The organism is Lysinibacillus parviboronicapiens (assembly GCF_003049605.2).
In the GTDB taxonomy this organism is placed as follows: domain Bacteria; phylum Bacillota; class Bacilli; order Bacillales_A; family Planococcaceae; genus Lysinibacillus; species Lysinibacillus parviboronicapiens.
In genome coordinates, this window is the sequence record NZ_CP073713.1 from 2,344,713 (window position 1) to 2,368,645 (window position 23,933).

The following is a 23,933-nucleotide window of genomic DNA, read 5'->3' on the forward strand; positions in this document are numbered from 1 at the left end:
CTATTATGGATACGATGCAAGTAAGGGCAAGTGAACGCATTGATGCACAAAGACTTCATGCATTTTTAAAGACACAGTTTGCAGACTTACCAGAGGGCAAGCTTGAAATTACGCAATTTAGTGCAGGTCATTCAAATTTAACCTATTGTCTGAAAGTCGGGGATTTTGAAGCTGTTCTACGTCGGCCGCCTCTTGGTGTTGTTGCGAAAAAGGCACATGATATGCAGCGTGAATTTACCATTCTATCGGCACTGCACCCGTTTTTAGCCACGGTGCCAACACCTTATGTCTATGTCAATGATGAAGCTATAATCGGTAGTGATTTCTTCTTAATGGAACGCAAGAAGGGCATCGTCCTTGACACCCATTTTCCTGAAGGAACCGAAAATAAAGAAAAATTAGCACGCCAATTGTCTGAACAGATGGTCGACTCGCTTGTTGCACTGCATGCAATACCTTATGAGAAAACGGCAATGAAGGACATGGTGAAGCCACAAGGATTTATGGAAAGACAGGTGCACGGTTGGATAGAGCGCTATGATAAGGCTAAAACGTCACAGTTTGCAGAAGTAGAAGCGCTAACGACTTGGCTAAAAGAAAATGTTCCGACGAATGCTGAAGCGACAATTATTCACTATGACTATAAGTTGAATAATGCGATGTTTTCTGAGGACTATAGTGAAATGATTGGGCTTTTTGATTGGGAAATGACCACTGTAGGGGACCCATTAGCAGATCTTGGTGTGGCAATGAGCTACTGGATGCACGCAGATGATCCGAAGATGTTGTTGTATGCACTGGGAGAGCCTCCAATTACAGTTTTACCTGGATTCTATTCACGAGAAGAATTCATTGCTCGTTATGGCCAGAAGAGTGGGCGGGATGTCTCATCAATTAATTATTATATTACTTTTGCCTACTTCAAATTAGCAGTGATTTGCCAACAAATCTATTATCGATATGTGAAAGGGCAGACGCAGGATGATCGTTTTGCACAAATGGACAAAATGGTCGCTGCACTTATTACACAAGCATTGAAAGCTATTAATTAAAGACGATTGAATAACGATTCTCATAAAATAGCCATAAAAAAGTACGGTTGCTCGTTACGGAGCAGCCGTTTTTCTATACAGTAAATACAGATTATCCGACATTAAGTTTATTAGTTATCATTAATTATTCGCACCAAATTCCTTCTTATAAACAAATCCTATCACGAAAAAGTACTAAGAAGGCGCGAATGCATGTTCTTATTTTATCATGAGTTCGCCATTTTACAAGCATTTTTGGGTAAATGACCTAAGTTTGAAAGAGGGGACTTTGAAAACGCCATAACAGGCTTCTTCTTACAAGTTCGTGAAAGAAATAAGACGTTAGATAAAGTAAAATACAACAATTATTTATCGTAAAACAATAAATAATTGTTGACTTAAGATTTATTCTTGTTTATTATGACAATAGTAAGGGAAGAAGGAGGTGCTTCATGAAACAGAGAGAATTATCAAGGTGGTTAAAATTGATAATTGTGTTTTGCGGATTTTTCGGTTTACTGTTCTGTATCTATGTTGGTCCAGAAACGGGGAGAGAATTATTACTCGATGCTGAAAATTTGAAGGGAATGTACAAACCTTTTACTATTTTCATCTGGGTAACAGGTATTCCATTTTTTATAGCATTAGTTTTTGGGTGGAAAATTTGTTCGGATGTAGGTTGGAATCGAGATTTTACGATTATAAATGCTGATAGGTTAAAAATAATAAGCGTTTTAGCCATGCTTGAAGGTGTTTTATATGTAGTTGCTTTACTCTTCCTCTTTGTAAGTGGCAGCTTTCACACGAATGTCTTAGCTATTTTGCTACTCATTTTATTTTTCGCAGTCGTTATTGCTGTTTTTACTTCCTTGCTTTCCTACTTAGTGAGAAAAGCTAGTGATATAAAGCAGGATAATGATCTAACGATTTGAGGTGTAGTAAACTATGGTGATTATTGTTAATCTCGATGTCATGCTGGCTAAAAGAAAAATGAGCGTGACAGAATTATCGGAAAAACTAGGCATTACAATGGCTAACGTTTCTATTTTAAAAAATGGCAAAGCAAAAGCCGTCAAATTCTCAACTTTAGAAAAAATATGCGAAGTTTTAGACTGTCAACCAGGTGACATTTTGGCATATCAAAAAAATGAAATCAATGATTAATGGAGGAAAAAATGTTATGAAAAAATATGTAATTGCTGCTACACCAATTTTTCTAGGGGTTATCTGTTTTATTTTGAGAGGGATGATTGGGGATAGTTTAGCACCAGACGGCACGTTGATTGAACCGTTCTTCTTAATTCCAGTGGGCTACCTATTTTTCTTTACCGGAATTATTTCAATATTATTTGTTGCCATCTTTTCAACGATTAAAAAAATAAACGTTGCTAAATAGCAAAACAAAAAATCAGGTTCTCGTTGGTGAGCCTGATTTTTTGATGATGAAAAGCTTATGGCCATTATGACAACCAAGTTTGATCTAGCTTATCACTATAAAATTTTATAGCTTTGCTGTATTTTTGTATGCCCTCATCCTTGGTTGTGACTATCAAACTGTTTAACAATATTTCCATCGCCTTGGAAAATTCGCCAAGATTATAAAGTGTCATGGCATGGAAGACCTTCATGTGTTCAGCTTACGGAATTATTTCATTGCGTGTTTAAAATTTGTCGGGGTGGTTTTGCAATTTTAAATTGTAGCTATTTCTCCGCCATTCGACAACACAGTACCTTTTTAAAGGAATCACTCCGACAGGCTATTTTATATTTTCCATAAAGGCATCCTCTGATTATGTAAGTTACAGTACAGTAAGAGATTTTTCATGGCAGGTGAAGGGCCAGGTTCATGCAAATACTTGATATGGGCTGTTTGGTTAGTTTGATTTAAAATATATTATAATAAGCTTTTTTTGTTTTATCTATCATAATGTATAATAAGATTTATTAGGGATTATTTTGCCAGTATTCGTCGATCAAATTATACTTTTATTTTTCGCCATATATTCCAAAAAGGAGGATGAAAAGAGCATGGGAACTGATGATCACAAACAAGTTGTTTTACAAGTCGGGGCAGTACTAAAAAAGCTTCGTAAAGAACAGCAATGGAGTCTTGAAGATTTATCAAAAATTTCTGGTGTGAGCAAACTCACACTTGGAAATATTGAACGTGGAGAAACGAATCCAACATTAGGCATGCTGTGGAAAATTTCGAAGAGCTTATCCGTTCCCCTTATGGAATTATTCGCTACTGAAAACCGTGTGAGTTTATCTAGAGCTGGACAAGGATTAAGTATTGCTGAAGATGGGGATAATTGGGTAATTGAGCCGATATTTCAAAATGTAAGCAATGAAAATGAGATGTTTAGAGCCTATTTACAGCCGAATAGCTCCTACTATCCTGAAAAACATCATCCTAATACAACTGAACTTGCTACAGTCATGTCAGGAAAAGTTCAAATTAATGTTAATAATGAGTCCTACATCTTGAATCAATATGATTCTATTAGTTTTCGCGCAGATGGCACGCATTCATATATAAATGATTCTAATGATGTTGTTGTCCTCCATATCATATTAAAATATCCGCCCAACAATTAAATCATTCATCAGCTATGCTGTGACCAGTATAATCTCTATTCAATAAAGAATAGAGATTATTTTTTGATTTCTATATAAAGGATGAATACAAAAGACAAGTTGGATTAATAAATATATTTTATTATACTTTATTTATTTTGATATATAGTTTAGTATACTTAATGTGAGTTCAAAGTATTCGCTCTAGCAATATCGACAACTCAAGATGTAAAAATAGTAGGAGGAACATCAGTCAAATGAGTGAAAATCAAGCAACAAAATCAACTATAAATATTCATAAATCATCAGTCTGGGTGATTGTTGTAGGTATTATATTTATTGCAACCAATTTACGGGCTCCCTTAACCTCAGTAGGGCCTTTAGTGGGTGTGATTAGAGACAATCTACATATTTCAAATACACTTGCAGGCATGATTACTACGTTACCTTTACTGGCTTTTGCACTTTTTTCACCTTTCGTACCTAGATTAGGACGAAGATATGGAATGGAACTACTTATTCTCATTTCAGCCATCTTTCTTACGATTGGTATTATTTTACGTTCCCTATCAGGGGTGGCTACTTTATATGTCGGTACTGCTATTCTTGGACTAGCTATTGCCATCTGTAACGTTTTATTGCCTAGTCTTATTAAACGAGAATTTCCGACACAATTGGGCTTAATGACAGGTGTATATTCCATTGCTATGAATTTATTTGGAGCAATGGCTTCTGGGATTAGTATTCCTATTGCAATTCGCTTAGGCTTTGGCTGGCAAGGTGCACTGGGAATTTGGGGCATTCTAAGCTTTATAGCAATTTTATTGTGGTTACCTCAAATGAAACATAGGAAGGGACGTACAACAGCTGAATCAGCCCAAAAGGCTGGCAGTGGTGTAAATTTATGGCGTTCATCTTTAGCATGGCAAGTGACTTTGTTTATGGGGTTACAATCCATGGTGTTTTATGTACTGATTGCATGGTTACCAGAGATTTTAAAACAACAGGGAATAAGTGCAGATCAATCTGGCTGGTTGCTTTCTATTATGCAGTTATCTTTGCTACCATTTACATTTATAGTGCCCATCATCGCAGGACGTATGTCCAGTCAACGCTCATTAGTGACCATTGCTTCAACGCTATTGTTAAGTGGCACGCTAGGATTACTTTATGGAAGCTTGAATTTTATTGTGTTGTGGATTGTGTTATTAGGCATTGGAGGAGGTTTTGCGTTTGGATTAGCCATGATGTTTTTTGGCTTACGTACAAAAAATGCACATCAAGCGGCAGAATTATCTGGGATGGCTCAATCATTCGGCTACCTGCTTGCTGCTACGGGCCCAACACTCTTCGGGTACCTGCATGATGTAACTACTAGCTGGACTTTTCCACTGTTACTATTGGTTTGTGCGTCAGTTTTGCTCTTTATAGTTGGTCTAGGCGCAGCTAAAGACCGTCATATTGATTCTATAAAATAGTCAATTTGAGTTGGAGCATAAAATCCTTGTCACAATTGATGAATCTGAACTAAACAGTGCCTTAAATAAAAACGCTCATGTCACCTTGATGAATGTTAGTAAACAAATTTAACGGGTAGATTAACTTAATAAATATTGATGGAATCATTCGTATTACACATACTATTTATTGCACCAACAAGTTAATGAGGACCAAAAAAGACTAAGAGGCTTTGGCTTCTTAGTCTTTTAAAATAATCAAACGAAAGATCTCATCGTTTTTAGGAACCCAAACGGCATGTTTTTTACCTATTGACCGTTATGCCATTCAAGCGTTGAAATAGGTAATTTTCAACAGAATCAAGATAAGGATTGTAGTGGACACAATCCTTAGTAGTTACATAACTAGCTTATATTTGTTGATACCTACATTTCAAATAGATAATCACGTTCTACTTTACAAACGCGTAATGCAAATCGACTATACCACTCTTTTTTGCCACGTTCTTGAGCAACTTGATGCGCGGCATGCTCTTTCCATGCAGCAATATCTTCAAGTGTTTCCCAATAAGAAACGGTGATACCTAAATTTGTATCTCTTGCACTTTCCACACCTAGAAATCCTTTTTGTTTACTTGCTAATTCATCCATTTTGGTTGCCATTACTCCATAACCATTGTCGCCTACTGTTCGCTCTGAAGCAAAGACAACTGCATAATAGGGTAGTTTATATGTATGTGCTAAGTTACTCAATTCAACCAGCTCCTTACTATCCGATATTCGGTCAATCTAATATTTATTATAATATTTTAATCAAAAAAAGCCATTATTGCTTTTGAAACCGAACCAAGCATTTCTTTTGATTGGGTACATAGGAAACGCTAGTGAAAGATAATTCAGATACGCTCTAGCAATTTGCACTTATATAAAAGCCCGCAATCTGTATTGTTTTCTGTAGATGAATGCATAACAGCTATTTAGTAAAAATTACCGCTTCTAAAAACGAACGTACGTGCGTATAATACAAGAACGAAGGTTCTTATTTTATGTAGAGAAGGAGAAGCTAGCATGAAAGAGCAACTGGTAAAAGCAATGCAACGGGGACAGTTAATGAACATGATGTATGTATCTAAGTCGGGTGAAATTACAAAAAGGCGAGTGAAAATCATTAAAGTGGTTGGTGATTCTTTTACAGCATTTTGTTTTACAAGGCAGGCAAAGCGTACTTTTATTATAAATAATGTTCTCGCTATTGTTCCAGTAGTACGTAAAGAGCGTGGTGTGGTATGAATTACGAAAATATGCCAAACAAAAGTATTATGTGTATCGACATGAAGTGCTTTTACGCCAGTATCGTAGCGATGTTACATGGGCTAGATGTTTTAAAAACTCCAGTTGCAGTAGTAGCAAATTTTGACCAACCAGGTAGCGTAGTGCTTGCTGCATCACCATTAATGAAAGAGAAATTTAAAATCAAAACTGGAAGTAGACGCTATGAGATACCAAAGCATCCTGATATTAGATTGTTTGAGCCAAAAATGAGCTTCTTTATTCAAATGTCGATGACGATTACAAAATTGATCTCTAATTACGTACCAGTTGATGCTATACATGTGTATAGTGTGGACGAAAGTTTTGTAGATTTAACCGGCACTGAAAAGCTTTGGGGTTCGCCTGAAGAAACGGCTAAGGAAATACAAAGAGCTATTCTTGACCAATTTAATATACCTAGTGCAGTAGGTATGGGGCCAAACATGTTAATAGCCAAATTAGCTTTAGACCTTGATGCAAAGAAAACAGGCTTTTCTAAATGGACGTATGAAGATATTCCAAAGAAATTATGGCCAGTTCGACCCCTTTCTGAAATGTGGGGAATCGGTAAACAGATGGAAATAAATCTAAATGCTATGGGAATACAAACTGTTGGTGGATTGGCTAATGCAAATTTAGAAGAATTAGTAAAGCGTTTCGGTGTAATGGGCAATCAGCTCTATTACCATGCCTGGGGAATCGACCTATCCAAATTAGGAGAGCCGTTAATAACAAATGGGACTTTAAGTTTTGGGAAGGGCCAAATGTTAATGAGGGATTATCACACACGAAAAGAAATTTCTGTAGTGCTCCTAGAAATGTGCGAAGACGTAATGAAACGCACGCGTGATGCAGGGTTTGTTGGTCGTACAATCAGCATAGGTCTTTCATACAGTCATAATGCCATGACCAAAGGGTTCCATCGGTCTAAAACGATTGCAGTACCAACAAGCGAAACACTTGTGATGTATAAAACTTGTGTTGAATTACTGGATGAACACTTTGCGGGAGAACCAGCTCGACAGTTATCCGTTAGAATATCCAATCTTGAAAGAGAGCATAGTATCCAATTGGATTTATTTGATGAACGCAAACCACAACGTCAAATCATCGGTCCTACAATGGATGCCATACGCAATCGGTTTGGAGCTACTTCAATATTAAGAGCAGTTTCTTATACAAAAGCTGGTACAGCTATTAAACGAGATCGCTTAGTTGGTGGTCATTTGGCATAGGAGTGATTGGATGATAAAGGATAGAGGGAATATTAAATGGGCATCAATGATGTTGCCAGAACATTTAGAGCTTCTCAGAGAATACAAACAAGAGCGTACGGAACAGCCAAGAGAATTGAGTGAGTGGGAACTGGAAGAACTACAAAAAACAATTGAACAAGCTTTTAATCAGCAATTGGCCATTAAATTAGAAGTGTGGAAGGACTACAAAATCACACAATGGACTGGAACAATTAAATTAATTAGTACTAATGAACTCATACTTGAAACACTGCTTAAAACAAAAAATATTCCAATCCAAAGTATTCAATCAGCCCAATTGGATGCTGATTATTATGATTAAAGCCGATGAAAGACAGTTGCTTCATAAGTATCTTTTGTTGGAACTAGCAGTTAAATCATTGCAGGTTGACTATCATAAATTAGAGCAGTTTAAAATGAAGATGGTATTTATTCCTATTATGGATTCATTACTAAAGGATCTACGACAAGAATATTTTAGCCTCAAACGAGAACTTGCACAAAAACGTATACGAGTAGTAGGTTGGCAACCGGTAGATGAATACTTTAGTGACGTGCAAGTCGCAACAGCAGGGAATGATGTAGTACTCCGTTATGCAAATCAAGCTCTTAAATCACAGGTGGAAAAGTTGTTGATTAATCATATTAGAAACAACAAATGACAGGTATTAGGCCTGTTTTCTCATAGGTTGTTGCTATTCAATTTCCATGAAAATAAAATCTCTGGCGCTAAAAAAGTCCATGCTAAAACAAACGCGACCTTTATATTCAAAAAAATGGTAGCGTCTAAAATAGAGATCTGGTTTAGATTATATTAGGAAGCACCCAATTCAGTGATGGTCACATTGTAACCCAAATTTTCAAGTCTTCGAACAGAATATCGAATAATGGATTGTTCTTTTTGTTTATCAAAGTAGTCTTTGCCTAAATCTATATACATTTCCTTCCGTGTTAAAAGGTAATAACTTCAAACCCTTACCTATTCGTATCAATAAGGAAATCTATTTTTATAAAGAATTTAATTATTAGTTTCGGTGAACCGTACCATAAGTAAGTGAGGTTTTGCGAAAAAACAACAGCACCCTCTAATTTTGAACTGCTCCCAGTTAAATAGACAAATGAATATTTTCCTTCATGATAGAGTTTTTAGAATTGATGTTTTTTCATCTGTCTACCTAATGGGGAGTATATCATTTCGATGGAGAGATACTGTTTGTAATTGAACTTTAATATTCTCCTTTAATTACAAAAAACTAGCCTCGAATTGTTCCGGCTAGTTTAGACTTCTGTCTAGCAAACTTAAACTTCCCTTTTAACTACTTTGGTACCTCCATTCCCTCATAAAAGACGTAGGTAAATTTGATATCTCCATTTGAAAACGCGACGTTTCTAAAGGTTTTGCCACCAACTCAATATCCAGTTTTTCTTTCAAAATTCGGTTCACATAACCAAACGTCTCCCGGCTTTCACTGGCCGGTACAACCGTAAATTCATGCTTGCATTTGTTCATTGATATAAATAGAAGGAGAAGCCAATTCAATCATAAAAATTAAATGAAATACACTGGTGATATGTGCACTTACTTATAGTATTATGTAGGTAGTTGGATATTTTTACTATAGAGGTGATATTTTGCAAACCAAAGTAAATCAATTAGATTTATTAAATGAGATCATTTACGACAATTTGGCGGGAATCTTAAAGAAGTTGAACAAACGGATTCACGTTAAGCTGTACGCGCTTGTTTACGACAAAGAACAAAATCTTGTTGAGGCTATCCGTGTGAAGAAAACTGTGGTTAAGCTAGAAAATCCGTTATCCATTTCTCAGGATGTACTGCAAAAGATAACGAACGTTTATGCCGAGCTTAAGATAGAGCCTACTCACGAGAGAAATACCTATGACGATATCAAAGAATATGTGAATCGGACTTGGTACAACCAGTACCCTCCTCAAACAGACATAAGTAACGACGAAAAGTCAACAATGCCATTACCCGGCATCGAAGAAGTCCACACAGTAAATGAGAAAAGTCATATTAATGAAACCCGTATACTGTACGCGAATCAAATCCCTTTTCAAGCCGATAATAGCACCTTTTCGGTAGTATACATAATAGAGATTCGAAATGTTGAGCATGAGACCCGGCAGCTTTTTTATACTAAACCAGAAATTTCTTTCCTTAGAATGCTGTTGGACTACTTCTTTAGTGATTTTTTTGCTCTCACCGACAATCATGTTAAGATGAACACCGACGATACCATCACTCGAAAATATAACGAAGATGGCATCCAGTTTAATAGAAGATTAACAAGACTATTTTTCGGAAAAATGCAAAATTATCTCCTGAATAATACTACGTTCGATATATTTGGAGCTGATTTTGAGCACGAGTTGCACAACCAATATTACGTCAATAGTTTGCTAGAGAAAATGGACGATATTTCAGCTTTAACCTATGAGAATGCCAGCCCTTTCGGTTCAATCTTATTCATGAATAAAGATGTCATAGCTCAGCAATCGATCATTCGTTTCACAGTTAAATTCACACTAGAGGATCGTATTCGATTAGAGGATGCTAAGCGGATACGGAAGCTATTAGAGCTTACAAATGTGGATAAGGACCTTTGCCTTATTTCGGATGAAAAAGAAATATATGGTTTAGGCGAGGTGAATTGGAATGTTCAAAAAGGTGCACTGGCTCTGAGACTCGATTTCACCGGGCTGTCAAAATATAATTTAGTTCTCGTACGAACAGAAACTGAGTCTAGTAGTGGAGGCGAGCTGTTGGTTGAAGACGAAAGAAAATTTTATCGCTCAGATCTCAGCTTAATCGAAACGAATCTAGTTTCAGTTACCTTTAAAAACCCAAGATTTGGAGAGGAAGGATACAGTTCCGAGAAATTCACAAACTTATTGAAAAACACATTCTGGGAAAATCAAGAAGACCACGCTCAAATTATGCACAAAATGCAGAGGCTCGATCAGATTGTCCGTAAAGCAAGGGAGCAAAAACAGGGGACGATGGTGGTTATAACCGAACCGTTGACGGCCAAGCAAGAGATGAGACAACTCAGTAAACAGTCGACACTCATTGAGCCAGGAATCATAAATCCGGAATACATTAAATTTTTAACCGCGATCGATGGTGCCATCTATTTCGATTCTGACGGAAATTGCCATGCCATCGGGGTTATTTTGGACGGCATAGCCAAAGAAGATATCGGAGACTCCAGCCGCGGAGCAAGATACAATTCCGCACATCGCTATTTGCACAAATTGAGAGACGATGAACAGAAAAAATGTGTCATCGTTATCATATCCGAGGACGGTATGGTAGACTTGATTCCGGAATTAGAACACGAGGACATGCTATTAGCTGTAGCGGAAGAAATCATCGACATGATCAATGAAGAAAATCCTGATGCCGACAAACTGAAGGAAAAGGAAGATATACTCTTACAATCGAAAATTGTTGACTGCGATTGGTTGTTTAATATTGCCGAAGTATACAATGACAATGACAATGTAGAAAGGGCTATCGACTTTTACGAATATGGTTTCGAACGGGCGGAAAAAAGTTACATCCCCACTAAATATTATAATCTGTTAGGGAATTGCTATCATTATCAAAAGAGCTATATTGTTGCTATCGAAATGTATGAATTGGCTATTAAAGGTTCGGATAATGAGCGGTCCAAAATAGTTTATTTAAGAAATGCCGGACGTAGCTGTTTCCTTCTTGCTTTACAATTGAATGATAATGCGGAGAAATTTAAAGAAGTAATAGACTGGTTATCACAAAGCTTTGAATTGGCGAGAACTCATTCTCTCAAAAATTTAGCAATAGACTATAATACTAGAGGCAGATGTTATTGGCAATTAAGCACCCTAGAGAAAAGTCAGGAAAAGAAGACCCAGTTTTTAGAAGCTTCCATTGAGGACTATAGCCGGGCTATTACGATAGAGCCCGAAGATAATGTTTATTACTGGAACAGATCCCTGACCTATAGTCGATTAGGTCAACCAAAATCTTCCATTGAGGACTTGATCCAGGCCGAATACATTAAGCATGACGATAAGTACATTAATAAATTGACTCAGTTGTTTAAGAAACATCTTGGTCTAGTTAGCGAATCGTTCGAGTTTTACGAAAAACTGGTCGGAAAGAAAAAAGGATCTCCTCAATTGATGGAATTTTTTTCTGTGCACATTGCGAAAGCCGAGGTGAACAAACAGGATGAAGTTGCGGCGGATAAAGCAGATGGTATAGATGAGAATTAGAAATAAAAAAACTTGTGCGAGTCTGTAAGTATTTGGGTCATGAGAACTTTCTCATGATCCATTATTTTATGATGAAAAACTTGCCATTACAAATAGTGCGGTGAACCGTAACATAAGCAAGTTCGGTTTTTAGGAAAGTATCATTCATATAAAGAATGAAGCTCTTTAATTTTATTTTAGAACCAATTTCGAAAATATATTGTAATTACTGTCAGTGAACTGTGACCCATTTTAAGTTTGTATATTAACTACAATAATCTAGTTTTTAGTCTCTTTAGAAAAAGATATAAGTTGAAATAACAATTTGTGAATGAATACACATAAACTAAACCAGCTAATAGATTGTCAATAAAAATCTTTTAAATTAAAAAACACTTCATGCTATACTAAAAAGCGCAACCCAAATTCAAGAGAGACCATTTCCCGAATGGACCGTTGCTAAATGTAACGATATTATGCATAACCAAAAAAACAAGATCTAGAACAAGCAGCTAGACTTGCTGCTTGTGAACTCCTTGCTCCGAACTGGCGTAATACGTTAAACAAACGAGCACAGGGCGAGGGAAAATTAGATATTCGTAACCGCGTAATCGGTCCTAATGAATAATTGAGACTCCCACCCATAAATGGGCAAGCTGACTAACGTCAGTAGGATTCTTGAGTGACTAAGCGTTTCGCAGTCCATTTCTGTTTTGAACAGCATGAAGCCGCATTCTCCTGTTGAAAAATGCGGCTGTTTCAAAAAAGTCGTTTTGGACACTAGTTACTAATTAATGGGCGATCGACAAGGACCTACTTTTATACCAAGGGAATTGTAATGTTCTTTTATGTTTATAACGGCTTGATAATGTGTCACTTCGTCAATTAGTTGATTTATTTTATGAACGTCAACTGGTTTTTTCATTAATAGCTCATTTAAAATTTGCTTGATTTCTTTAGGGTAAACATTTCCTACCATACTGGAAAGTCCATTGCAGCCACCGAGTATTTTTTCTATGAGGTCAACATCTCCTCCAGCAAACATAATGAAATCATCTGGTAACTGTGTATTTTTATGACGCTTCACATTGTACTCTTCTTTAAGTCCGATAAGGTTCGAGTGTTGTTGAGAGACAAGTTCATTAAGGGCTTCAGCACTTAGGTTAAAACCAGTTCGGGCAGGATTATTATAAAGCACAACTTTTTTGGTTGTATGGTTTAGCAATTCATTAACATAAGCAATGGCTTGTTTTTGTGATGGTTGAATATAAAGTGGAAACTGGACAAGAATTGCGTCAAAAACAGATTTCTCAAGTGCTTGAATAAGTTTTATCGCATTTCTCGTTCTCGCACCTGAAACACCAAACATAAGTTCAATATTTTGAAAGTTTTGCTTATTAAAGTAATCAATGATTTGCAATCGTTCATCAATACTCATTGAATTTTGCTCACCGGTAGAACCAGATACAAGTAGTGACTCAATTCCGTTATTCTTCAAATGTTCAACAATGGGGTTGAAACCTTCTAAATATAAGCTTTCATCATCATGAAAGGGAGTTGGAATAGCAACATTTAGATTTTTCATCAATTATATCCTCCAATTATTTACCCAATAATATTAATATTGAACCAACGTAATACCGCAATTTGAATACACTTTTATACTTGTCGGGTGTATTCACTTTGTACGGATGAGAGGGGGAACTATCTCTCCACGCGTGCACACAAATCCGTACAAACTTATTGTCCGAAGTATGAGTAAATATTCATTGCTGGCAGGAGCTTTTTATTTTACTTTTCTGGTAAAATATCGTTCTTATTAGTTATATTTTCTTTAACAACATGTTTTGCTCCTGACCCAACAGGTTCTTCTAAAAACCATGTCCCCATACCGGAGACAGTAGGTACATCCTGGATAGTATAAAGAACAGCATTTTCATGATCAGACGTATTGCAATGTTCGTGTGAAAGCCAAGCAGGAGATACAAATACATCGCCTTTTTCCCACTCAATTTTCTCGCCATTAATTATACTATAGCCTTCTCCTTCAAATACAATGAAGATAGCCAAATTACTGTGTTTATGTGGGTTATTATGTTCACCTGGCGCCAATACTTGTACCACTACGTTTATAGTAGGGGTCACACCGTATTTATCACCAGTATCTTTATTTACCAGCGATACTGCACCTCTGCCATCACCCATAAAATCACTAGACAATGAATCATCTAATTGTGCCTTTATATCTGTTCCTTTCCAAATACAAGGACGAACAGTCGGCTTGGTACTTTTTTGTAAAAAATCTTTGTAACTAATAATATCTGTTCTTTGATCGCTCATTCTAATAACCTCCTAAATTTTTTGAGAACCTTTGTTAACCTTCCTGTGCTTACATCGCCCCTATCAAATCTTAAAGGCACCCCCTTTCAGGACTAAGTGATTTTAAAATTTCCAATATGATACCTAGCAATACAGCGATGGAAAGATAAACCCACTTTATTAAATACTGTTATAAACTGGGCTTGTTAATTAACAGTTTAGGGTATCTTAAACCATAGTTCAATTCAATTATTTATATAGTAATAATAGGTTGAAACTATGATATAATACATATTGCCATAAATTGATTTTTGAGGGGGACCCTAGAATGGAATTAAGACAACTTGAATATTTTCGTTCAGTATGCCAGGAACTTCACTTCACAAGAGCCGCAGAAAAGATTGGAATTTCCCAACCTTCTTTAAGCCAACAAATTCGTTTATTAGAGCATGAGATTGGAGCACCTTTATTTGATCGAATTGGTAAAAAGACGGCACTTACAGAATCAGGAAGACTACTTCTGAAGTATACTCAGAATATTTTCCATGAATTAGAACAAGCACAGACTGCTATAAAGGAATTAAACGGACTCCAAAGAGGAAATATTTCTATCGGAACATTGTTAACAGTTGAAAACTACCTAATTCCACCGACATTACTTAATTTTCATCGTTTATACCCTGCTATTAAAATTTCTGTGTTTGGACTACGCACGGAAGACATTAGGAAAAGCTTGTTAGAAAATAAATTGGATATAGGTATTGTTTTTTTACCTATGAAAGATAGAGAATTAGAATCGATTTCTTTGTACAAGGAGGAACTGGCCCTTGCGGTACCCAACGGGCATCCATTAGAGGAACAAGATATGGTACATTTGGATGTATTGCGGACAACATCTTCCGTTTTATTTCCTGAAAACTACTTTTTAAGACAACTTATCAATAAATCTTGTAATGACTTGGGATTTCTCCCTCAACCGACTTTTGAAATAACAACGATGGAATCTTTAATTGACATGGTTGAAAAAGGAGTAGGAGTGACTATATTGCCTAAACCTTATTTAGAGTGCCTTAACAATAATAAAATAAGAGTCATTCCAATTCTAAATTCTAATCTTTCCCGAGAAGTAGGAATCGTCTATAGGAAAGATAAATATATGGGTGCTGCTACACGTATGTTTATTGATCAGCTAAAGGCCACCACGATTAATTTGAATTATAGAACCAATAAAGATACTGATACTGATTAAAGGTTACCAGTTCATTATATTAGACGAAAAAATGATGACGTTGGTAGATCGGAAAAAGAAACACATGAAATAAACAACGCTTACTTATCAGTGCCTTGTTAATGTTTAATTTTCTTTTTCAACAATCGGGCGCAATTGTTTAATAAGCGTCGCTGTTCTTCTTAAACTAAGTGGCACGATTGTTCAATTAGAGCAGTCGACGTTTGTGTTTATTTATTTTCATTGCAAAGAATTTTAACCCAAATTTAACCCAATCGACTTTTTGAGGATGAAAAAAGCATCTTAACCAATTTGGCTAAGATGCTATATAAACCTTGATATAACAGTATTAGAGTAAAAGTCACGTATGCCGTAGTTATTATAGAAAGTTTTAAACTACCACTCCTCAAATGAGTTGTTACACGTAAATTATTTAAAATGCAAATAAGAAAAAGAGAAACAACTTCTTTTTCTTTTTGCATTTTATGGGTTTATATTACCCATTATCTATTTACCTCGATGTACGTAATGCTGTGTGGCATTTCCTGCATTAAATTGCTCAGTAATATACTGAACAGCTTCTTGTAGAGCTAATTTACTGTTACAAGTGAAAACATCTATTGCCGCATAACCGTACTCTGGCCAAGTATGAATCGTTAAATGTGATTCTTGAATAATGACTACACCGCTAACCCCGTAAGGTGAAAAATGATGGAAATGTTCGGTCACAATCGTTGCCTTTGCTTTATGAGCGGCTTGACACATAATCTTTTTAATTTGTTGTACGTCATTGAGCAATGCATCATTGCAATCGTGCAACTCTAATAAAATATGATGTCCTAATGCATGCTGGGGTTGTATCTTTTGTACTGTTCTCTTCATTTGTGAAAACTTTTTACTTTTGCATTTCGGGCAACCACTAGCTTGAAGTTGAGCAATCGTTCTGTATTGATAGCCAGCGCCGACTGTAAGTACGTGCTGACAATGGATACACTGATAATTAACGGATTTTCGCTCAATTTCTCCTGTGTAAATTGGTCGGGTAAATTTACGCTGATTAGGAATATAGGAAGTCATTTGCTCTGTTGTTTGTAATACGAATAATTGGCTTGTAGCACCTAAAATCTGTGCACCTTCATAGGTGTTTATGTCGTATTGAATACTGTCAATGACGAAGCCCATATCATGTAAGTTTTGCTGTAGCTCCCACTGCTTTTGATAGCTACGTTTAGCGTAGGAAAAAAACACATGCCGCATTGCTTCTGGTTTTAGTGCGTTAATTGCACGTGATAAAAAGAGCTGTGCGCCAATCAAGGTATACGGTGTATCTGTGTATACGCAATCAAACTGATGGGCGTATGTTTTAGGCAAAGGCTCCTGAACGTTATAATAATCTGTTTTAATCGGAAGCTCATAGTCTTTAGCTATTTTGCTAATCGTACCTAAAACTCGTCTATCAATATCTAACACAACAATTTTAGTATTAGAATATGGAGCGATTTTCTTTAGTAAAAACGCTAATGCTATACTGATAAAATCATCATCACCTAAACATAAAATGCGCTTATTGAGTAGCATCGTATAGTCTAATGCGAGAAATGCACGTTTTAAGGCTGTCTCAACTGTACATTTTGCTTGATCAATTGCCACGTCAGCTGTGGGTCTAGCGTCATAAATAGTGCTTAATACGCTTATATTTTGTGTAATCCATTCTGTACGAAATGCATCATCTGTCGTTAATTGAAGATAGAGTTTAGCATCAGCACCTGAGAGTTGAAAATATTGCGAGATAGCGAGCTGGCCTTTTTTAGTTAAGCTATGTTTACCCCAGCCTTTCTTAGCAAATTCTTTCTTCATTGCTGAAACGATAGGTATTGGTAAGCCTGTCGTATGAGCTAAAGATTTAGTTGTGGAATTTTTATGGAAATATAAAGCAAGTAGAGCTTTTTCTAATGTATGATAATGTTCTTCTAGCTGCATATCAGCTGTAATTTGTTGTAATTGTTTTTGCATTGTAGATTCGTCCTCTCAATTTTAATAAGTAAAAAATTAAAATTGTCTAAACCAACGAATAGAAATAGCGCGACTAAAATTAGTCGCGCTAAATGTTTATACGAAGCGAACTAATTCTAATCTTACTTTTTTTGCACAACAAATAACACCCATATAAGGTGGTTTTGTTAAACAAAATTATTAAGCTATAACGTTGATTTAGATTAGAATTCTACAGTAACAAAAAGTTCACCCTTTAATAAAATAGTATTATTACTATATTATAGATATAGTAATTTCACAAGTTATATTTACAGGTAAAAAAACCGGCATTAACAATAGCGGAGACGTCAACACTACAAAGTCATATCTAACAAGGTGTGGCTTTTATTATGCATTTGAAATAAAAGAAAAATGCTTTTATGTATTATATTTATATAAACGAGTATAATATTTATAACCAATACCTTCCAACTTTATGGAAAGGTCCTTTTGTACTGGATAAGTGTCTATTTAGGTATAAATGAAGAAAGAGCTATATGGAGGCGAACTAGAGGCTATGTAGAAAATGTAGCAGATACAATAGTAGCTGCTATTAATAATGAGATTTTGTTCAACAAACGGGCCATATTGTTAAGCAACACCTTCAAAAGAATCTAGAGATATTATTATAAAAAGGCATTTAGCAGATACAGTAAAAGACTGAAAATCCTATACTTTAGGTAAAACAGAATTTATAAATAAGATATTAGAAAAAGTAATGGATTAAAATATAAATAATCGATGTTCTTATTCAATGGCTGTTTTCGTAATTATTGTTGCTCTTAACTAACGGTGCAGGTTGGTTGAAGAAAGGTCAAATTTATTATTTTTGGGAGGAGATAAGCAATGAGGGCACCTTATCAAGTTTTGGTATTTCCTTATATAATCACTGACAATTCTATTGAATATGCAATTTTTAAGAGAAGTGATTATGGATATTGGCAGGGAATAGCTGGTGGTGGAGAAGAGGGTGAGACTCCTATTGAATCAGCTAAACGAGAAGCATTTGAAGAGGCTGGTATTACAAGAGATTATCCATATATTGAATTAGATTCTATGTCTTCACTACCAGTAGTAAATGTAGTTGGGAACTTTCTTTGGGGAGAAGATGTTTATGTATTAAAAGAATATTCTTTTGGTGTTAAAGTTCCTACAAAAGATATGTCTTTATCAAAAGAGCACCTCAACTACAAATGGTTATGTTTTGAAGAGGCAGTAACGCTTTTGAAATGGGATAGCAATAAAACGGCGTTATGGGAATTAAACAAAAGGTTATTAAATTGGATTAAAACCAAGCAAAAGTTTGTGAAAGAAAATACTTAATCTAACGGTGCTTTAATTAATGTCATTCAAAATTTACTGGGTCATGAAAAGAGTAAGACTACAAAAATATACGCTCAGCTAAGCGGAAAGCTAAGACAGGATTTATACAGTAAATACAAAATGATTTTTTTAATAAATGGATATTTTAAAAGATCTGCTCAGATTTTGTTCAGGCACCCTTGATAAACTAAATATAAAGTTATGAAACCGATATTTAGTGAAGGGGATAACATAAAATGAAAAAGCACTTCACAATGAAAATAATGACGGCTTTATTACGATAGAAGACACGATTGAGCCAATATTTAGCGAACCTCATTTAATGGAATAATCATTAATAGGCAAAACATTACGGAAGGAACTTGGAATCCAACTCTTACAAAATGAATTGGTACATTTATAGGAAATTATTTTAGGAGATACAGTGATTGTCTATTCTAACTGACGACCATCAGAATGTAACACCACAAACAGAGGAGTCATTTATGTAGAACTAAAACTGCAGGGCAAACGGCTTTTGGTATTTCAACAGGACTTACAGGAACGCTCACTTAATAATTCACCAATTACCGCAAATGGTGCTAGTACTGCTGGTGTTGCATTAAATCTTCTTGCAGGGCATTTAGTAAATGTAAATACTGATGCTAACTCTTCATTAAAGGAAGGGTTAAAGTAATTCCGTAGCGCTCGAACTGTTTAAGAGATGTATTTTTTTCGTTCTTTCTAGCAAGTGATATATATGGCAACCTTGTGAGATTTTCTTGGAGGTTGCTTCTTTTGACCTTTCCCCATTTTCTTTAGAGTATTAATAATATTATAATAACTTAGTGCGATTTATTGAAAAATACATATTACTTAAGATAAACAAATGGCAGGTGCATGAGTATGAGTATGAAAAAGAATTTTTTTATAATGATAAGTATTATTATGTTATTTGCCATTGTTTTTATAATCGAGAATGTACATTACTTTTTTAAAGATGATGCCCCGATTGTAAAACAAGGGATGGCGATTGTGTCTAGTGAACAACTTGAAAATAATAGAACTATTAAGCTTAATGGAGAGTGGTCCTTTTATCCAAATTTACTGCTATCGCCTCAACAGTCATTAAATGACTATACAAATCAACGGATATTTTTAAAAGTTCCTGATAAATGGGAGGGGAATTTTGAGTTTAATGAAGATGGCCCTATTGTGGGTACATATCATGTTTCCATAAAAGTTCCAATAGAAAGACAATATGGTTTATTTTTTAGGTATATACACAAAGCTAGTCGAGTGTTTATTAATGGTATAGAGGTTGGGGGAAAAGGAAATCCAAGTACATCTTTTACAGAGTTTCAATCAGAGAATGATGATAAATTTATTGTCATTGGGCAAAGTAAGGAGCAAGTACTTGATATTTTAATACAGGTTGCTAGCTATAATCAGTATCCAACTTCAGGAATTGTGTATCCTATTGAATTTGGAACAACTGAAAAGGTACAGAAATTTTATGATCAAAAAAGATTGAATGATATAGTTGCGAGTATGGGTCATATCGTCTTTGGTATTGTCTATCTAATTAGCTATGGACAAAATCGCAAACGGAAAGAAGAATTGTTTCTTGGGTTGTTTATGATACTAATGGGTTTTGATTTGTCCTTTATTAATATGAAAATTTTCTTTCAGATTGTTCCTATAGAATTGATTAATAATCAGATACGTTTACAACTCGGCATCGTTCCACTTGTAAATATGTGTTTGATACTTTTTCTTTATACTATGTATCCACAAGTGGTAAAGAAGAAAGTGGTTTATACATTTGTTATTTTTCTAGTTTTTACTTTTTTGATCTATGGTATTTCTAATCCTTTTTATCTCGATAATAGTGAAGTGACTGAACAAGCTTTGGTTATTCTACAGATTACATATATAGTTTTTGTAACACCAGGAATTATCTATATCGCATTAATTTTAATTCGTATTATTTTACGGAATTTAGAGGGAGCTTCTTATCTATTAATTATCTTTGTAGCGATTTGTTGCTATGCGTTCTTAATTATCGTTAATTTTTTAACAGAAATACCGGTTGATTATAGTCAGTCAGTGCTTTTCTTTTGTATATTAGTAGGCTTTTCCTCATTATTAAACTACCGTGCAAATGCTACTTTTATGAAACTAGAAGCGATAACAGAAGAATTGCGAACACATAATCATATGAAGGATGAATTTTTATTGAAAACATCCCATGAATTACGTACACCCTTAAATGGCATTTTAAATCTATCAAAATTATTAATGGAAGGTGGACAAGGGCCATTAAAGCGAATTCAACAAGAGCAAGTGATATTAATTCATAATATAACACAGCGCCTGGGACATTTAGTGGAAGATTTATTATTTTCATCCAATCATATGTCAGGCGAACTACGTGTTTCACCTCGTACTGTACCGATAAGTATTATAAATGATGTAGTTACAGAAATACGTAGTGTGATGTCTGCTAATAGTTACGTACGAATACTCGTTGAAGTAGATTTGACATTGCCGCCCATGCTAACAGATGAATTGCGTTTTAAACAGATATTGTACAATCTGTTACATAACGCTATCCAACATACCGAAATTGGAGAAATTACTGTAACTGCCTATCAACAGCAGAAACATATGGTTATTGAAGTAAGCGATACTGGAAAAGGCATTCCTGCTCAGGATTTAGAGCGTATCTTTAATGCATTTTATCAGGTAAAAAATATTCACCATAAGGATGGTCTTGGGTTAGGATTGAGCATTGCAAAAAATATTGTAGATAAATTAAATGGTGAAATTTATGTAAAAAGTACTTTTGGGGAAGGAACTACCTTTACCTTCACAATGCCGCTTGCAGCAGAGGATCAAGCTGATAAAGATAATTCACTTGCCATCATTACACAAACTCCATCAGAAATACTACAGCTTGAGCTACCTCTGATTCATAAAGGTAACGATAAAAAAATTCTTGTTGTAGATGATGATCATATCAATATAAAGGTGTTAGCAGATGTGTTGGCTTTAAAGGGATATACAGTGATTGGTGTTGATAATGGTTTTGCCGCTGTTGACTACATCAAAACGAACCAAGTGAATTGTATGCTTGTCGACTTAATGATGGACGGGATGTCGGGCTATGAATTATGTAAGCAGGTGCGCAAGCATTATGATATGTTAGAATTACCAATCATTGTTTTAACTGCTATTATGAAGCATTCTGATTTACTACTAACCTTGCAGGTAGGAGCTAATGATTATTTACAAAAGCCTGTAGATATAGATGAATTGCTTTTACGAATCGAATCATTATCATCTGTACGACAAGCCTCAATAGATGCAATTGAGGCTGAGATGAATCATTTATATTCACAAGTGACACCTCATTTTGTCTATAATACACTCAATACAATTATTGGTTTGAGCTATACGGATATGGATAATACAAGGGAAGCATTATACTCCTTAGCAACATATTTCCGCGCAAAGCTCAATGTGCACTATCGTAACAACATGATATTGATTGAAGAAGAAATAGAGCTTGTAAAGGCATATCTTTATATTGAAAAGATACGCTTTGGTGATCGTTTAACTATCAAATATGATATTGATGAATCTATACAACTTATGATTCCAGCATTATCGCTGCAGCCTCTAGTGGAAAATGCCGTTTTTCATGGTGTTTCCAAAAAGCCAGAGGGTGGTACAATTGAGGTAAGTGTCCAGCGGGAGGGACAATTTGTTCGGATTAAAATATATGATGATGGAGTTGGTATACCTGCTACACAGTTACAACAATTAATGAATGAAGAAAGCTCGCGCATTGGTTTTACAAATCCACTAAAGAAATTTAAATTAATGAAAAATGCAAGCCTTCGTTTATATAGCGAAGAAGGAAAGGGAACAACTATTCTAATACTATTGCCGGAGGGTGATGGAGCATGAATATTATCATCATAGATGATGAAAAAATGGCTATTGAGGTTTTACGATTTAAATTAAATCGACTTACACAGTTTCAGATTTCTATAAGGGAAACATTTACAAATGTAAATGATGCGCTGAAATTTCTTAAAAAGGAATCGATTGATGTTGTTTTTTTAGATATAGAAATGAGTGATGTGCATGGTATACAGGTTGCGAAACAATTAAAAAGGAATCCTTCTATTCAAATAATATTTGTAACAGCACATGCACAATTTGCAGTGGATGCATTTGACATAGAGGCAACTGACTATTTGTTAAAACCTGTTCATGAGAAACGACTTATTAAGGCGTTGATAAAAGCACAGCAGAAGTTGCAATTACAAGAAAATGTAACAAAAGAAAAAGAACATCTCTTATATGCACATACATTAGGTAGCTTTTATTTACTTGATGCTCAGCAAACGGTGATAAAATGGCGGACAAGAAAAGTACGTGAGCTTTTTTTATATTTATGGTTTCACCAAAAAAAACCTATTTTAAATGTTGTCATAATAGAGGAGCTATGGCCAGACTTAGAATTTGAGAAGGCAGCAAGTAATTTACATACGTCTATTTATCAATTAAGGAAGCTTCTAAAGGAAAAAGGCTTTAAAGTTCCAATACAATTGATCAATAATCATTATCAATTAAATATAAAAATTGATAGTGATTTTGATGAACTTCTTCATTTGCTAGATTATCAAAGACTTGATGAACCATCTATACAACAACTATTAAATTACTACGAGGGTGATTTTTTAGAAGAAGTCGAGTATCCCTGGGTAATTCAAACACAACTTCGCTTAAAGCAAAGTGTATTGCATGTACTTGAAATGTATATTACAAATACTACCTCCATTAACTCATTGTTAAAATTAAATTGCTTACAAAAAATGCTAGCGCTAGATGAATTTAATGAAAACTATATGTTTTTACTACTGAAGTTTTTAATTGAACAAAACAAAAAACAAGATTGTGTAAAATGCTATGAAGGGATACAAAATAAATTATCAGAAATTGGTATTTCTGTACCGGAGAGAATTGTTAGCATCTATAATGACTATATGATTCGTGTTTAGGCCGAACTTAAATCTTTGCATTCCTCAATATAAATGAGATTAAAGAAGCATTGATAAAAAATCATCAGTTTTTAGAAGGT

At 35.1% G+C, this 23,933-nt stretch carries 20 protein-coding genes and 2 pseudogenes; 17 read left to right on the plus strand and 5 right to left on the minus strand.

The genetic code is table 11. From position 1 onward, the window contains the following. Positions 1-5 precede the first annotated feature (5 nt). The 6 genes from C9J31_RS11170 (at position 6) to C9J31_RS11195 (ending at position 5,086) form a co-directional block, all read left to right on the plus strand. Positions 6-1,052, plus strand: a complete 1,047-nt coding sequence (locus C9J31_RS11170; RefSeq protein ID WP_107950346.1) for a phosphotransferase family protein — start codon at positions 6-8, stop codon at positions 1,050-1,052. Between the two features lie 431 nt (positions 1,053-1,483). After that, positions 1,484-1,963 (plus strand): DUF2975 domain-containing protein, encoded by a 480-nt coding sequence (locus C9J31_RS11175; protein ID WP_107924391.1) that lies wholly within the window; start codon positions 1,484-1,486, stop codon positions 1,961-1,963. Between the two features lie 13 nt (positions 1,964-1,976). After that, positions 1,977-2,195, plus strand: a complete 219-nt coding sequence (locus C9J31_RS11180; RefSeq protein ID WP_107924390.1) for a helix-turn-helix domain-containing protein — start codon at positions 1,977-1,979, stop codon at positions 2,193-2,195. Between the two features lie 16 nt (positions 2,196-2,211). Next, a complete protein-coding gene (locus C9J31_RS11185) occupies positions 2,212-2,427 on the plus strand; it encodes a DUF3955 domain-containing protein (RefSeq protein WP_107924436.1) in 216 nt (71 codons plus the stop codon). Between the two features lie 632 nt (positions 2,428-3,059). After that, positions 3,060-3,629: a helix-turn-helix domain-containing protein gene (locus C9J31_RS11190; protein ID WP_107950344.1), complete on the plus strand. Its 570-nt coding sequence runs from the start codon at positions 3,060-3,062 to the stop codon at positions 3,627-3,629. Between the two features lie 236 nt (positions 3,630-3,865). Beyond that, complete coding sequence (locus C9J31_RS11195) at positions 3,866-5,086, plus strand: CynX/NimT family MFS transporter (protein ID WP_107924388.1); 1,221 nt, start codon at positions 3,866-3,868, stop codon at positions 5,084-5,086. Between the two features lie 405 nt (positions 5,087-5,491). Here the strand turns inward: C9J31_RS11195 and C9J31_RS11200 are convergent, their stop codons facing one another. Further along, positions 5,492-5,818 carry an antibiotic biosynthesis monooxygenase family protein gene (locus C9J31_RS11200; RefSeq protein WP_107924387.1) on the minus strand — a complete coding sequence of 109 codons (327 nt, stop codon included), beginning with the start codon at positions 5,816-5,818 and terminating at the stop codon, positions 5,492-5,494. Between the two features lie 315 nt (positions 5,819-6,133). On the opposite strand from C9J31_RS11200, the gene C9J31_RS11205 reads away from it, so the two are divergent. Genes C9J31_RS11205 through C9J31_RS11220 form a run of 4 tightly spaced genes read left to right on the plus strand, consistent with a single transcriptional unit; the run spans position 6,134 to position 8,294 of the window. Then, on the plus strand, positions 6,134-6,355 hold the full coding sequence (locus tag C9J31_RS11205) for a transcriptional regulator (RefSeq protein ID WP_107950343.1): 222 nt from the start codon (positions 6,134-6,136) through the stop codon (positions 6,353-6,355). Next, positions 6,352-7,611: a Y-family DNA polymerase gene (locus C9J31_RS11210; protein WP_107950341.1), complete on the plus strand. Its 1,260-nt coding sequence runs from the start codon at positions 6,352-6,354 to the stop codon at positions 7,609-7,611. Before C9J31_RS11205 ends, C9J31_RS11210 begins: the two co-directional genes overlap by 4 nt. 10 nt (positions 7,612-7,621) lie before the next feature. Next, positions 7,622-7,954 (plus strand): YolD-like family protein, encoded by a 333-nt coding sequence (locus tag C9J31_RS11215; RefSeq protein ID WP_107950339.1) that lies wholly within the window; start codon positions 7,622-7,624, stop codon positions 7,952-7,954. Then, positions 7,947-8,294: a YhjD family protein gene (locus tag C9J31_RS11220; RefSeq protein ID WP_107950337.1), complete on the plus strand. Its 348-nt coding sequence runs from the start codon at positions 7,947-7,949 to the stop codon at positions 8,292-8,294. The genes C9J31_RS11215 and C9J31_RS11220 overlap by 8 nt, the downstream gene beginning before the upstream one ends. Positions 8,295-8,885: 591 nt before the next feature. Here the strand turns inward: C9J31_RS11220 and C9J31_RS11225 are convergent. Further along, a pseudogene (locus C9J31_RS11225) lies at positions 8,886-9,142 on the minus strand (phage tail protein); the annotation flags it as partial. Between the two features lie 122 nt (positions 9,143-9,264). Here C9J31_RS11225 and C9J31_RS11230 point away from each other — a divergent pair. Next, positions 9,265-11,916, plus strand: a complete 2,652-nt coding sequence (locus C9J31_RS11230) for a tetratricopeptide repeat protein (protein WP_107950335.1) — start codon at positions 9,265-9,267, stop codon at positions 11,914-11,916. A 505-nt stretch (positions 11,917-12,421) separates the two neighbouring features. Further along, positions 12,422-12,523: pseudogene (locus C9J31_RS11235) on the plus strand (MOSC domain-containing protein); the annotation flags it as partial. Between the two features lie 159 nt (positions 12,524-12,682). On the opposite strand, the gene C9J31_RS11240 reads toward C9J31_RS11235, so the two are convergent. Together C9J31_RS11240 and C9J31_RS11245 are read right to left on the minus strand one after the other, a co-directional pair. Then, a complete protein-coding gene (locus C9J31_RS11240) occupies positions 12,683-13,480 on the minus strand; it encodes a dihydrodipicolinate synthase family protein (protein WP_107950333.1) in 798 nt (265 codons plus the stop codon). A gap of 206 nt (positions 13,481-13,686) precedes the next feature. After that, a complete protein-coding gene (locus C9J31_RS11245; RefSeq protein WP_107950331.1) occupies positions 13,687-14,235 on the minus strand; it encodes a cupin domain-containing protein in 549 nt (182 codons plus the stop codon). Positions 14,236-14,542: 307 nt separating this feature from the next. Here C9J31_RS11245 and C9J31_RS11250 point away from each other — a divergent pair, with 307 nt between their 5' ends. Then, entirely contained in the window at positions 14,543-15,463 is a 921-nt protein-coding gene (locus C9J31_RS11250; RefSeq protein ID WP_107950329.1) for a LysR family transcriptional regulator, read from the plus strand. A gap of 486 nt (positions 15,464-15,949) precedes the next feature. On the opposite strand, the gene speD is transcribed toward C9J31_RS11250, so the two are convergent. Further along, complete coding sequence (speD, locus tag C9J31_RS11255) at positions 15,950-17,455, minus strand: adenosylmethionine decarboxylase (protein WP_107950327.1); 1,506 nt, start codon at positions 17,453-17,455, stop codon at positions 15,950-15,952. 867 nt (positions 17,456-18,322) lie between these two features. Between speD and C9J31_RS11260 the strand changes: the two genes are divergently transcribed. From C9J31_RS11260 to C9J31_RS11275, 4 genes are all read left to right on the plus strand, one after another. After that, entirely contained in the window at positions 18,323-18,799 is a 477-nt protein-coding gene (locus C9J31_RS11260) for an NUDIX hydrolase (RefSeq protein ID WP_107950326.1), read from the plus strand. A gap of 517 nt (positions 18,800-19,316) precedes the next feature. Beyond that, positions 19,317-19,475, plus strand: coding sequence for a hypothetical protein (locus C9J31_RS11265; RefSeq protein WP_193767097.1), 159 nt, complete (start codon positions 19,317-19,319; stop codon positions 19,473-19,475). A 215-nt stretch (positions 19,476-19,690) separates the two neighbouring features. Then, on the plus strand, positions 19,691-22,753 hold the full coding sequence (locus C9J31_RS11270) for an ATP-binding protein (protein ID WP_107950442.1): 3,063 nt from the start codon (positions 19,691-19,693) through the stop codon (positions 22,751-22,753). After that, on the plus strand, positions 22,750-23,853 hold the full coding sequence (locus C9J31_RS11275) for a response regulator (protein ID WP_107950324.1): 1,104 nt from the start codon (positions 22,750-22,752) through the stop codon (positions 23,851-23,853). Before C9J31_RS11270 ends, C9J31_RS11275 begins: the two co-directional genes overlap by 4 nt. The last annotated feature ends 80 nt before the right edge of the window (positions 23,854-23,933 follow it).

What these genes read in the sequence shown, in the direction of transcription:
- C9J31_RS11180 (WP_107924390.1), top strand. Translation starts at nt 1,977, where the DNA reads ATGGTGATTATTGTTAATCTCGATGTCATGCTGGCTAAAAGAAAAATG.
- C9J31_RS11270 (WP_107950442.1), top strand. Translation starts at nt 19,691, where the DNA reads ATGAAAAAGAATTTTTTTATAATGATAAGTATTATTATGTTATTTGCC.
- C9J31_RS11245 (WP_107950331.1), bottom strand. Translation starts at nt 14,235, where the DNA reads ATGAGCGATCAAAGAACAGATATTATTAGTTACAAAGATTTTTTACAA.
- C9J31_RS11220 (WP_107950337.1), top strand. Translation starts at nt 7,947, where the DNA reads ATGATTAAAGCCGATGAAAGACAGTTGCTTCATAAGTATCTTTTGTTG.
- C9J31_RS11250 (WP_107950329.1), top strand. Translation starts at nt 14,543, where the DNA reads ATGGAATTAAGACAACTTGAATATTTTCGTTCAGTATGCCAGGAACTT.
- C9J31_RS11190 (WP_107950344.1), top strand. Translation starts at nt 3,060, where the DNA reads ATGGGAACTGATGATCACAAACAAGTTGTTTTACAAGTCGGGGCAGTA.
- C9J31_RS11175 (WP_107924391.1), top strand. Translation starts at nt 1,484, where the DNA reads ATGAAACAGAGAGAATTATCAAGGTGGTTAAAATTGATAATTGTGTTT.
- C9J31_RS11205 (WP_107950343.1), top strand. Translation starts at nt 6,134, where the DNA reads ATGAAAGAGCAACTGGTAAAAGCAATGCAACGGGGACAGTTAATGAAC.
- speD (WP_107950327.1), bottom strand. Translation starts at nt 17,455, where the DNA reads ATGCAAAAACAATTACAACAAATTACAGCTGATATGCAGCTAGAAGAA.
- C9J31_RS11215 (WP_107950339.1), top strand. Translation starts at nt 7,622, where the DNA reads ATGATAAAGGATAGAGGGAATATTAAATGGGCATCAATGATGTTGCCA.
- C9J31_RS11275 (WP_107950324.1), top strand. Translation starts at nt 22,750, where the DNA reads ATGAATATTATCATCATAGATGATGAAAAAATGGCTATTGAGGTTTTA.
- C9J31_RS11185 (WP_107924436.1), top strand. Translation starts at nt 2,212, where the DNA reads ATGAAAAAATATGTAATTGCTGCTACACCAATTTTTCTAGGGGTTATC.
- C9J31_RS11210 (WP_107950341.1), top strand. Translation starts at nt 6,352, where the DNA reads ATGAATTACGAAAATATGCCAAACAAAAGTATTATGTGTATCGACATG.
- C9J31_RS11195 (WP_107924388.1), top strand. Translation starts at nt 3,866, where the DNA reads ATGAGTGAAAATCAAGCAACAAAATCAACTATAAATATTCATAAATCA.
- C9J31_RS11240 (WP_107950333.1), bottom strand. Translation starts at nt 13,480, where the DNA reads ATGAAAAATCTAAATGTTGCTATTCCAACTCCCTTTCATGATGATGAA.
- C9J31_RS11170 (WP_107950346.1), top strand. Translation starts at nt 6, where the DNA reads ATGGATACGATGCAAGTAAGGGCAAGTGAACGCATTGATGCACAAAGA.
- C9J31_RS11260 (WP_107950326.1), top strand. Translation starts at nt 18,323, where the DNA reads ATGAGGGCACCTTATCAAGTTTTGGTATTTCCTTATATAATCACTGAC.